The following is an 11751-nucleotide window of genomic DNA, read 5'->3' as shown; positions in this document are numbered from 1 at the left end:
CCATCAATATATTAGAGAGTTTTTTCAATCTTTACAGCATACTTTTTCTTTTTTGACCCTATAACACCCGTAAACCACGGGAACTTTCCAACGTTGACTGTAACCAGATTGTTTTCTACCGGTGTATTCAAAGTAATAATATCACCCACCTGCAAATTCAGAAGATCCCGAAGTGTAATCTCTGTCTTCCCCAGAATGGCCGACACAGGAAGCGGGGAGTCATTCAAGGTTCGCATGATCGCCTCCCTGCGCCGCCTTTCAATTTCGGGATCATCCCTCTTCGGTAATTTTACATATTTTGAATTGAATACTCTGAAAATCTCTTCCAATGAAGAGGCTGGAAGACAGATATTCATATTTCCTTTCAGCGTATCCAAAGTCATTTCAATTACAATAATGGCAACGGATTCATCGGGGGGAATGGACTGCATTAAACGGGAATTCGTTTCAATCATGTCAAGGCTGTGTTCAATCTCAATATAGTTTCCCCAAGCATTTTTGAGCAGCCCGAGAACCTGCTTAAAAAGATATTCCAGCAAAGACAATTCAATGTCCGTATAATCCCGGTCGATTTGATAACCAGAACCATTGCCGCCCAGCAGCCGGTCCATAATGGAAAACGAAACCGGGCGTGACATTTCCATGAGAATCTGCTTGTCGTCAATTCGATTTTCCTCGTTATGCATTCCGATTACCGCAACCAAAACGGAATCGCTTAACGCATTGTTAAATTCCCGGTATTCTTCTTCTTCCACCTGAAGAATTTCCATTTGACAGGCGGTACGAAGCATACTGGAAAGCTGCAGGCTGTACGTTCGGGCAAAGCTGTCAAAAACGTTGTCCAGCAGCTTCAACTGCTCTCTGGAGAATTTTTTTGGCGACATGAAGTCATATTCTTTAACCTTTTGCGAGCCTGACTGCTTTTCGATTTCCTTGAAGTCCATGTTGCCGTTTTGCAGGCTTCCAAGCAATTCATCAATTTGCTGTTGTGACAAAATTTCCGCCATATAACCACCATTCCCACTTCATTAATCTCATCCGCAAAACGGAAATTTAAAATACCCTTCCTGAACAAACCCCATTGATAAAATACGGAATAAAATTTTCAAGCATTCGCTTACCGCGAACTGTGGAAGATTATTCCGAAGAAAAACAATTAAAACAAAATAGCTGTTTCAAAGCTCAAAAAGTCAATCCTTCAACCGGATTACATTCTTAAAAATTTCCCGGTTGTAAGCAATGACCTTCTTTATGATCTCATTTTTGTCTTCACTTACAAGATAATATTTTCCAGTTGTCAGAGTTACCTTCGTTTCCGGAATATTTACAATATCTTCTATCAGATTGCTGTTCAGAACAAAAGAAACGCCGTTTAAGTTGGTTAACTCGATCATTTGAGTCCCCTCCAGGACCAGCCGGACCGTACCGGACTTTTCGTTCCGGTACGGAAGCTGTCATTCCTTATTATCTCTTCATGTTGACCAGCGTTTCAAGCATTTCATCACTGACCGTGATGATTTTGGAGTTGGCCTGATACGCTCTCTGTGTTACGATCATATTGGAAAACTCATTTGCAAGGTCTACATTGGAACCCGCCAGGCCGCCGGTTTTTAACTTACCGGTGCTGTTTTCGCCCGGAACCGAATAGACCAGGTCGCCCGTGTTGACGCCCGCGGAAAAATAGGAGTTTCCGTCATAAGAAAGCGCGTTGGGGTTTGGCACATATGCAACCGCAATCTGGCCAATACTCTGAATCTTTCCGTTTGTGTCCTGGCCGGTGATGATACCGTCGGCGCTGATGGTAACATTTTTCAGGGTACCATAGGTATTCACAATCGGGGTCAGGCTGTCGGTATTGAAGGAAGCACTGTTGTTTACCGTGCCGGAAGCATCGGCGGGTACTACATCGTTGGCCGTGGCATCCCCTGTGGCGCCGCCCTTAATGGTAATATCGGTTGTTGTGATACTCGGCGTGGTAGTTGGTGTGCCGCCGTTTTCCTGCCAAGTCCAAGTGCCTTGCAGCAAAGTCTGCAGCCCGTTTTTCGTCAGGGAAGAATACTCGTTCGTAGTAGCATCCTGCTCCTGTTTGTAAGTAACAGTAATGGTCTTTTTCCCAATATCTGCAACCACACTGCTGTCGGCCGTCTTGCTGTACACAACTTTTAAGGTGTAGCCGTCCAAATCATACTTGGAAAGGTTATCCTTACCAAAGTCAATCGTAGCACCGCCGACGGTTACCTTGTCCGTGGTATACCCGGCATAAGGGAACCCAATGACTTTGTTTTTGTTGCCGTCTACCAGGTTGCCGCTGCCGTCAAAGCTGAACGTGCCGACCTGCGTTAAAAACTTCTTGCCGCTTCCGTCCTGCACCACATAGTAGCCTTCGCCATCGATGTAGCAGTCCGTGCCGAGACCCGTGGAAACAAAACCGCCGCGGGTGTTCACCACGTCAACGGATGACAGCTGCGAACCATAACCGATCTGAGACGGGTTGGAACCGCCCTGTGTGCCTGCCTGAGAAGCACCCGAAAGCGTTTGGTAATAAACGTCGCGGAAGGTCGTTCTGGAGGATTTAAAACCGGAAGTATTCACGTTGGCAATGTTGTTGCCAATTACATCCATTCCGGACTGAAGCGCTGAAATAGCGGATACGCCGGAGGTCATTGCTCTTGATAATGACATTTTAATCTCTCACTTTCTTTTTCGGATTCCGCAAAGACTTCTCTGTCAGTCAAAGTCTTGATAACTTCCTGATAAGGTCCGGTTATACAATTACGGCTCCGTCAATATTTGTAAAGACATTGTCGGTCATTTCCTGACCGCTCATGGTAGTAATTACTGTTCCGCTTGGAATGTTCACGATGAATGCGTTCGGCCCGCTTAATATAAGCGCGTCTTTAATTCCCTTAGCCTTTGCCTTTTCTACCCCGCCGTTGATTTTGGCAAGCATTTGGGGAGAAAGCTGAATCTGGCGGCTGTCCAGCCGCTGCAGCGCGTGTTTGGAAAACGTCAGCTGCGAATTTTGCTGAACCTTTTGCAGAAACAGTTGGGAAAAATCCGTTCCATTCTGCTGCGTTTCCAGCGCTTTTGCGGAATTGGGAATCTGGGAAACGGGATAATTGGGGCCGATCATTGAAGCGTACTTTTTTTGAAATTGTATGTCTTCCATGACTTCTCCTTACGGGTCCCTGGGCCGGTTAAACCTTTGCGGTAGAACCACTGCCGGATGCTTCCGAATTGCTGTCCTTTCCGCTGCTCTGGGAAGTGTCCGAAGCCTCCGTGCCGTTCACCACTTTGGTAACCGCGGAAAGCGAATATTCTTTCCCGTCAATCACCAGGCTTACATTACCGTTTTTGTAGATGCAGCCGGATACCACGCCGGTTGTGTCGACGGAATTGCCTTTCGCATCGGTGCCGGTCACGGTTACGGTTTTTCCAACCAGAGAAGTTCCATACTGGAAATTATCCGCAGTAGGCGAATTGTCAACTTCCATAACGGAGCCCAGTGAATATTCCTTACCGTTGACTGTCACCATAGGTGTGGTCTGAGAAAAATCGCACTTTGTAACAATGCCGTGATCTTTGGTAAGTGTATTGGTTTCGGAATCATACGATGCGACAATCACCGATTTTCCCACGATGGATGAACCAAGCAACGAGGTTTGCAGATCATTTTGATTGTTTGCATAGTTGACCAGGTTCTGCAGTGCTTGCAAAGACGTAAACTGGGACAGCTGCGTAATGTATTCGGTGTTGCTGCTCGGATTCAAAACATCCTGGTTCTGCATTTCCTTGGAAAGCAGCTGAAGGAAAGTGTCCATGCTTGCAGCATTGTTTTTCGTCGTGTTAGAACTGGCGCTAGAGGTAGAAGACGTATTGTAACTGTTGATGTTGTTCGTTGTTGTAATACCCAAGTTGTAGCCTCCTTTCCTAGTTCATATTGGCTTTGATCCGAAGCTGCTGGATCATCGTAAGAAAATCCTCTTGGCTGTCGTTCACGCCGTCTTGGTCGTCATGATATCGATACTGACGCTGCTGATTTTCCTGCTGCTGATCCTGTTGTCCGGAAGAGTTCTGATCCTGCTGATACCACTGGGAATCCTGCGCAGGCTGAGTAACTTCCACCGTATGATGGACCGCGCTTTCCAGTAGAGCACGAATTTCACCCGAATTGGAAAGAAGCATACTCTGTGTTTTCGGGTTTAATGCAGAAATTTCCACCGTCATGGTACCGTTTTGCACAGCCAGCTTTACGGTGACCTTTCCCAGTTCCTTCGGATAAAGATCCATCTGGAAATTCTGAGTGCCGGCTTGATACTGTTTCAGTACCTGATCTGCAACCTGGTGAACCACCGGTTTGGTTGTTTTGGGCACTTCATCGGAAACTTTAATGATAATGTTGCCGGTTTGCATCATATTCTGAAAAGAAGAAGCTGGCTGTACGTTTGCCGCCGATTCTTCCATTTTCTGCTGTCCGGAAAGGTCGGCCGCCTCACTCTGCTCCGCCTGTGCTCCCGTGTTCCGTCCGGTTGGCTCCCCTTTGGCTGAAACAGGCACGGTAATTGAATCATTCGAAACAGGCGTTTCCATCTGCTGAGAAGAGTTCGTCTGCGGAAGCTGATTTTCCTGCTTCTGCGTCGTAAAATCCGTTGTGTTGGATACCGATGCTTCATGAACCACTTGGGTAACAGTACTGTCCGCCGTTCCATGATTTTGGTTGCCAGTGGGAACGTTTGCCTGACTCATTGTGGACGTTTCGCCGATTCGATTAGTCTGCTCTGCCGCTTGATTTTGCGGTATAGGCAAATCAGCAGAAACGGTTTGCCCACCAGAGGAACTGCTTGCCGAATCAGGTGTCATCGGTGCGGTTGGGAGTATTTCGCCACCCGCTTCAACGGACAAAATGGGCGGATTGGAAACCGTTTCGTCGGCAGAAGCTGTGGAGGGCTGCGTCTGCGCAGAAGGCTGAAGCTGTACTGCAGAGCCGCAAAGTCCGCTTAATACGGTAGCTTCCGGCGATACGGAAGAAGTGTCGTCTTTTTTGCTTTCTTTCTCGGGGAGGCTGCTTTTTGACGGTCCTTCCTGCTTTTTGCTTTCCAGCTTATCGGTGGACTGCTTCAGCACAGACTGAAAACTCCGGTCGTCCTTCTGAGTTTGAACAGACTGAGTCTTCGGTGTGGCTTGCTGCACCTGAGACATTGTTATTTGCTGTACCATTCTTTTCACCTCCTTGTTTCTTTCATCTACCGTGATTAACACGGTACTGGTTTTATAAATAAAGGTATTTATAAACAAATATAGATTCAGCGAACCTGGCTGACAAATTCCTCAATCGCAAGTTCCTGGCTTTTCTGAACCTGCTTCATATATTCTGCAAACTGCTTGTCCCGAAGCTTTTCAAAACCGGAAATTTCGCTGTTGACCTGCACAATTTCATCTTTTTTGTGTGAAATCAAATCCAGCACCGTTGATTTTTCCTCAATCAGCTTTTTGATCTTCCTATTCAACTCATTGAAATACATTTTATAAACCGAAATATCACTGGCGGAAAGGCCTTCTTTCATAGCCTCCACCATTTGCTGATTGTACAAGGTGAATTTACGGTTCAGGTCATCAATTTCCTGTTCCAGTTCATGCAGTTTGGACTGCATGGCGGAAAGCTCGTTTTTTTTCACATCCAGCGTCTGCTGTTTAAACCCCAAGACTTTTTCGAGGGAAAAGATAAATTTCTTCATAGTAAATTCGCGTCCTTACAGTTCTTTCATCATTTTCAGAGTTTCCTCAAAAGAAAAGCTCTCATTTACTTTCTGACACAGAAACGAGTTTACGGAATCTATCTTTCGAACAGCCTCATCCAACCGAGGGTTCATTCCCGGTTTGTATGCGCCGATTGAAATCAAATCATAATTCTGATAATAAACAGACAGCAGATTTCGGATTTTGGAAGCCGCCTGTTTATGTTCGTCATCGACAATATCATTCATCAATCTGGAAATACTGGAATTCACATCAATCGCCGGATAATGGTTTTGATGGGCAAGTGAACGGGTTAAAACAATATGTCCGTCAATAATGCCGCGAACCGTATCGGAAATCGGTTCGTTGGTGTCGTCGCCTTCCACCAGAACCGTATAAATTCCGGTGATGGAGCCGGTTTTGAAGTTTCCGCTGCGCTCCAGCAACTTGGGAAGCTCCGCATAAATCGACGGCGTGTAGCCCCTCGCGATAGGAGGCTCGCCCGCGGCGAGGCCGATTTCCCGCTGCGCCATGGCGAAACGGGTTAGGGAATCCATCATGAGCAGAACATCTTTTCCTTGATCTTTAAAATATTCCGCAATCGCCGTTGCAACCATCGCGCATTTTACCCGGTACATGGCCGGCTGATCCGAGGTTGCAACAACCAGAACCGAACGGGCCAGCCCCTCCGGGCCAAGATCTTTTTCCATAAACTCGGTCACTTCACGGCCGCGTTCGCCCACCAGGGCGATCACATTAATATCCGATTTGACATTTTTTGCGATCATTCCTATCAGAGTACTTTTCCCAACGCCGCTGCCGGCGAAAATGCCCATTCTCTGGCCTTTGCCTATCGTCATCATGCCGTCGATCGCTTTGATCCCGAAGCTGAGCCGCTGGCTGATTCTGGGACGTTCCAGCGGATTCGTGTAAGTGGAATCCACATCGTAGAACTCCGTTGCCTGGAAATCGCCCTTTCCGTCAATCGGCTTGCCGGTGGCGTCTATGGTGCGGCCAATCAGGAAATCGCCGACAGGCACCTGGAGCTTTCGTTTGGTACACTGAACCAGACTGCCAAGGCCAATTCCTTTTACATCGCCGTAAGCCATTAAAAGAAGATTTTCGTTTTTATATCCAATGATTTCAGCAACAATGACTTTTTCTTCGCCGGGGGTTTCGATGGTGCAGATATCGCCGACATTTCCGGTGATTCCGCTGACTTCAATCATCATCCCGACAATGTTCTTTACTTTCCCCATACAGCGAAGCGGGTCAAGCTTTGCCAGTACATCATATGAAGTTGAAAAATCCATACTGCAAACACCCCCGCAACGCAGATTGTGAAAACCGTAAAATCATAACAAGCTGTTTTTTATAAGTTCAGCGCTTTCTGAATTTGCTCCATTTGCGTATCGACTCCGGCGTCGATCACCTGATCGGGCAGATCAATGATGCAGCCGCCGTCTTTCAAATCCGGATCCGGAACAATCTTGACATTGGAAGAAACCTTCTGTAATTCCTGGATAATGCTTCGATCTGCTTTCGTCAGAATCTCCGCATCCGAAGGCGAAACGTTTATTTTAACCCAAGCCTGATTCCGGTAGGAATCCAAAACATTATTAATAATGGTCCGAATGGAATCAGGTTCCAGCTGAAGCTCCCTGCGGAGAATCTTTTGCGCAATTCCAATGGATAAACCCTGCAGGTCTTCCTCAAACTTTTTCAGGATATCTTCTTTCGCTTGTTCGATGCTGTCCAGCATCGAACGTATTTCCTTTTCGGCGTTTTCTGTAATGGATTGATTTTTCTGGTTGAATTCTTCCTGTGCCTTTTTCAGCCCCTGCTGATATCCATCCTGATAACCAAGCTCGGTACCCTCCTGCTTTCCTTCTGCGAAACCACTTTGGTAACCGTCTTCATAGCTGCGGATCTTCATTTGCGCGCATTCTTCATTCATCCGCATGGTTGCTTCTTGAAGCTGGTTCAGGCTGTAATTCTGAGCCGCCTCGACAATGCTCTTTGCTTTCTGAAACGCGTCTTTCATGATCGCCTGCTGCCGATTCCTGACATCCTCCTGCGGCTCAGCTGCAGGAGCCGGGGCCGCCGCCTGAGTGGGAACCGGGTCGCTTTTGGGAGCCGGCTCACTCGTGGGAGCAGGACTGCTGGGAGGAACTGGATTGCTGTGGAACCTTGGCAGTTCCGCCGGATCCACGCTCTGCGCATGAATACCGTCATACTGGGACGCCTTAATAATAAGATTAGGCAATGACCTCATCCTTTCCGCCCTTCATGATCACGAGTTCACCCTCGCTTTCAAGTCGACGGATAACACCCACAATACGCTGCTGCGCTTCTTCCACATCACGCAGCCTGACATTGTGCGTATACTCCAGGTCGGACTTGACGCTTTCGCTGGAACGTGTGGACATATTTCTGAAGATGCAGTTTGCCACTTCTTGATTGGCACCCTTGAGGGCAAAAACAAGGTCTTTGGAATCGACTTCGCGGAGAAAACGCTGAATCGACATATCGTCCAAAGTTGTAATATCCTCGAAAACGAACATTCTTTTCCGGATTTCCTCGCAAAGTTCGGCATCCTTGCGGGTCAACTCGTCGAAAATGAACTTCTCGTTGGCCCGGTCCATATTGTTCATAATATCTGCAATATAATTTACGCCGCCGAATTCCGTAAAGTCCAGCGACATGAGCGAGGCAAATTTCTGCTCCAAGTTGGACTCCACAATTTTGACAATGTCCGGCGAAGTGCGGTCCATGGTAGCGATTCGCTCCACCACTTCCATCCGGATGTCCTTAGGCAGCTCGGCAATAATGTCTGCCGCCTGGTCAGCCCGGGCATATGATAAAATCATAGCGATCGTCTGCGGGTGTTCGTTCTGAATAATTGCGATAATATTTTTGTAGTCCGCCTTGCGGATAAATTCAAACGCCTTGGTCCGAAGCGATTTGGTAACCCGGTCCAGAAGCGAAGTTGCCATCTGTGCACCAAACGCTTTTTCCAGAACATCGCGTGCATACTCCACGCCGCCTTCGGTAACTACTTTCTGCGTCAGGCAAACCTGGTAGAAATTATCCAGAATCTTCTCAAGATCCTCAGCGGGTATTTGTGAAAGCCGGGCAACTTCAAAAGTCAGCTGCTCCACTTCATCTTCTTTCAGGTACTTATAAATTTTAGAAGCATTGTCGGCACCCAAAGCAACAATAACCGCGGCCGCCTTCTGCTGTGTGGTAATCTTTCCATCAGCCATCAACATCATCGCCCCTTAACCACATTCTAATAAGCTGCGCCGCAATTTCAGGATTCTGAGACGAGAAATCCTGTATTCTCTGGCGGAGCTGCTCTTCCTTGGTCTTATGCTGTCTGCGTGTTTCTTCCAGCTGCTTCAAGGCATTTAGACGTTCTTCATCCGCCTTATTGCTTTCGGACTCAACCATATCCTCAGCCTCCGCTTCTTCTCCGTTCTCGTCAGGAGCCTCAGCTTCAGCATCTTCTCCTTCCTCTTCGCCTTCTTCGTTCTCTTCGTCCTCTTCGGTGTCTTCGACTTCTTCCATCTCTTCGGCATTTTCGCCCAGCGCATAGAAGTCTTCCGGAACGGTTTCGCCAATGCCGACACCGAGCAATTCCTCACGTCTCTTCTTTCTCTTGCGGGCAACCAGAACAGCCGCCACAATACCGATAGTCAGAAGCAGACCGAGCGCAATTCCGCCGTACAACAAAATCTGGTTGAGATTCGGCAGCAGATTGGTATTAACCGTCGGCGTTGCCGAAGTAGCAAACGCTGCGCTGTAAACCGCAACCTTACTCGGGTCAGTCGCCGCGGCGTTCGCGGCAATGTTGGCAATTTGGGATTTTTGATTATCATCCATCATTGCCTTATTAATTACAACAGAAACCGTCATATCCTTAATATTGGCGGCGTCGCCCTGAATCTGTTCCTTTACCTGACTGACCAGGTACTTATATGTCTGCTGATCTTTGGTATAAATGGTGTTTCCGTTGACGGTTACTCCTGGATAAGTTGTAACATCCGAATTCGTTTCCGTCCCCGTTGTTCCACCGTCTTTGCTGTTCGTACCCGTTTCCTGTTCCTTATCGACGTTGCTTTCTGAAATAACGCCTGTGTTGTCTTTGCCGGACGGGTTGTATGTAATGATTTCCTGAACCTTTTTGTCCACGTCCATTACGCTTTTTGCAGTTACCTGGACATTATCGATACCAAAAACAGGTGTGAGGATTTTCATAATCTTCTTTTCCACATCGTTTTCGTACTCTTTTTCAATCGTACGTTTAAACTGGGAAATATCAACCTGATTTCCGGTATTGTCCTCGGTATCGCTTAGCTCTTCCCCGGTGGCAGTATCCACAACGCTGACGTTATCCGTCTTCATATTCGGGACGCTTTTGGCAACCAGCTGTTTGATCCCGTTCACCTGTTTTGCCTGCAGCTTTTTCCCGTCCTCTAAGGTTATCGTAACAGAGGCGGTTGACTCAGCCGCATTATCATCCCAAGCGTAGCTGCTCTGATCCGGAATGCTGATGGTAACATTTGCGTTTACCACTCCGTCCAACGTTTTAATGACAGCCTCCAGTCTTTGATTCAACTGGTATTTTTCAATGGTCTTCTTTTCATAGTCTGTCGACATAATGTTGGTATTATTGGTAAAGAAATCATAATTCGGAGCGGTTTTCGGATGTCCTTCGTTGGATAAATCCATCCTTAAGGCATTTTCCTGATCCTTCGGCACATAGATGGTTCCGTTATCCTCTCGGAAGCTGACATTACGCTCTTTTAACTCATTCATAACCTCAACAGCTTCGGTGTGGTCCAATCCCGGATACAAGACCACATAAGGCTGTTGATTCAAAAGTACCCCGGCAACAATGGAAATCAGAACGATTGCCCCAAGTACGCTGAGAATGATTATTTTCCTTTTTTTCGTCAAATTTTGCCAAAAATTCTTGACCGGGTCAAGATACTTCTTGATTTGTTCGCTCATCTTTCACTCTGCAGCTGCCTTTCAAACAAATTGAACTGGAACTCCATGCTTCATCGGCGCTGATGCTCCGGCATTCCCAAAATGGGGTAAAATGTGCCGTTACAACAACGCATGCTAAAGCAATGTTTGGGCATCCCGATATCGCCTTACGTCAGACACTCATCCGCATGACTTCGTTATAGGCATCCATCGCCTTATTGCGAAGCTGCACCAACAGTTGAACGGATAAGGTTGCTTTTTGCGACGCAATGGTAAGCGAAGGTAAATCGTCGGTCTGCCCGGTGGCAAGCTTATAAATCTGCTGATCAAGATCGGCGTTGGTCGTTTTTACATTGTTGATTGCATCCTGAAAAAGATCCTGAAATGGCAGGGTAGAGCCGGAATCAGAAACTTTTGAAGCAGGGGATAAATCAGTTAAAGACTCGATTGACTGAATCGGCTGAATTGGTGTAATTACCATGATGCATTACCTTCCCATCTCTAAAGTCTTGGAAGCCATTTGCTTGATCGCATTAAATGCGGTTAGATTCATATCATACGATCTGGTGGCACTCATCAGATCAAGGGTTTCTTTCACGGGATCCACGTTTGGCATCATAACGTATCCCTGATCGTTGGCATCCGGATTAGTCGGATCGTAAACCGGTGTAAAATCGCTGGGGTCTTCTGCCACCTGAGCTACCTTTACGCCGCCGTTCTGAAGATTGTTCGCGCTTTGAGCACTCATCTTCTTCTCCACGATATGCCGGAAGCTAGGCTGCGACTGGTTCGCGGACTGAAAAACAACAACCTTTCTCCGGTAAGGGCCACCTTTTTCCGTTCTGGTTGTCGTTGCATTGGCAATATTATCCGAAATAACATCCATTCTCAGCCGTTCCGCAGTAAGCGCGGATCCGTTGATATTCAGGGAACTTAAAAACGCCATAAATCATCCTTCTTTCCAGCTGATTAATGGTAAAGTGCTGTTCTTTTGGTTCGGGTGAGGTTGAGGTAATATGT

General features: G+C 47.0%; 13 protein-coding genes. All 13 read right to left on the bottom strand.

Going from position 1 to position 11751, the window contains the following annotated elements; all coding sequences use genetic code 11:
* Nucleotides 1-11 precede the first annotated feature (11 nt).
* Nucleotides 12-995, bottom strand: coding sequence for a flagellar motor switch protein FliM (gene fliM, locus ACSVDI_RS07120; RefSeq protein WP_457941751.1), 984 nt, complete (start codon nt 993-995; stop codon nt 12-14).
* Between the two features lie 195 nt (nt 996-1190).
* Entirely contained in the window at nt 1191-1394 is a 204-nt protein-coding gene (locus tag ACSVDI_RS07115; RefSeq protein ID WP_457941750.1) for a flagellar FlbD family protein, read from the bottom strand.
* Between the two features lie 70 nt (nt 1395-1464).
* A complete protein-coding gene (locus ACSVDI_RS07110; RefSeq protein ID WP_457941749.1) occupies nt 1465-2682 on the bottom strand; it encodes a flagellar hook-basal body complex protein in 1218 nt (405 codons plus the stop codon).
* An 82-nt stretch (nt 2683-2764) separates the two neighbouring features.
* Complete coding sequence (locus tag ACSVDI_RS07105; protein WP_457941748.1) at nt 2765-3169, bottom strand: TIGR02530 family flagellar biosynthesis protein; 405 nt, start codon at nt 3167-3169, stop codon at nt 2765-2767.
* A 28-nt stretch (nt 3170-3197) separates the two neighbouring features.
* Nucleotides 3198-3914, bottom strand: a complete 717-nt coding sequence (locus ACSVDI_RS07100) for a flagellar hook assembly protein FlgD (RefSeq protein WP_457941747.1) — start codon at nt 3912-3914, stop codon at nt 3198-3200.
* Between the two features lie 16 nt (nt 3915-3930).
* A complete protein-coding gene (locus tag ACSVDI_RS07095) occupies nt 3931-5217 on the bottom strand; it encodes a flagellar hook-length control protein FliK (RefSeq protein ID WP_457941746.1) in 1287 nt (428 codons plus the stop codon).
* An 86-nt stretch (nt 5218-5303) separates the two neighbouring features.
* Nucleotides 5304-5735 carry a flagellar export protein FliJ gene (gene fliJ / locus ACSVDI_RS07090; RefSeq protein ID WP_457941745.1) on the bottom strand — a complete coding sequence of 144 codons (432 nt, stop codon included), beginning with the start codon at nt 5733-5735 and terminating at the stop codon, nt 5304-5306.
* A 15-nt stretch (nt 5736-5750) separates the two neighbouring features.
* Nucleotides 5751-7049, bottom strand: a complete 1299-nt coding sequence (gene fliI / locus ACSVDI_RS07085; protein ID WP_457945586.1) for a flagellar protein export ATPase FliI — start codon at nt 7047-7049, stop codon at nt 5751-5753.
* Between the two features lie 59 nt (nt 7050-7108).
* Nucleotides 7109-8002: a FliH/SctL family protein gene (locus tag ACSVDI_RS07080; protein ID WP_457945585.1), complete on the bottom strand. Its 894-nt coding sequence runs from the start codon at nt 8000-8002 to the stop codon at nt 7109-7111.
* Nucleotides 7995-9002 carry a flagellar motor switch protein FliG gene (fliG, locus tag ACSVDI_RS07075; protein WP_457945584.1) on the bottom strand — a complete coding sequence of 336 codons (1008 nt, stop codon included), beginning with the start codon at nt 9000-9002 and terminating at the stop codon, nt 7995-7997. Before fliG ends, ACSVDI_RS07080 begins: the two co-directional genes overlap by 8 nt.
* Entirely contained in the window at nt 8995-10752 is a 1758-nt protein-coding gene (fliF, locus tag ACSVDI_RS07070) for a flagellar basal-body MS-ring/collar protein FliF (RefSeq protein WP_457945583.1), read from the bottom strand. Before fliF ends, fliG begins: the two co-directional genes overlap by 8 nt.
* Before the next feature lie 151 nt (nt 10753-10903).
* The gene (gene fliE / locus ACSVDI_RS07065) at nt 10904-11212 is read right to left on the bottom strand and encodes a flagellar hook-basal body complex protein FliE (protein WP_457945582.1); all 309 of its coding nucleotides are present in this window, start codon (nt 11210-11212) and stop codon (nt 10904-10906) included.
* A 6-nt stretch (nt 11213-11218) separates the two neighbouring features.
* A complete protein-coding gene (gene flgC / locus ACSVDI_RS07060; protein ID WP_457945581.1) occupies nt 11219-11677 on the bottom strand; it encodes a flagellar basal body rod protein FlgC in 459 nt (152 codons plus the stop codon).
* Nucleotides 11678-11751 lie beyond the last annotated feature (74 nt).

This window comes from Caproiciproducens sp. LBM24188, from assembly GCF_054130445.1.
This window is presented reverse-complemented; position numbering and strand designations above follow the sequence as displayed.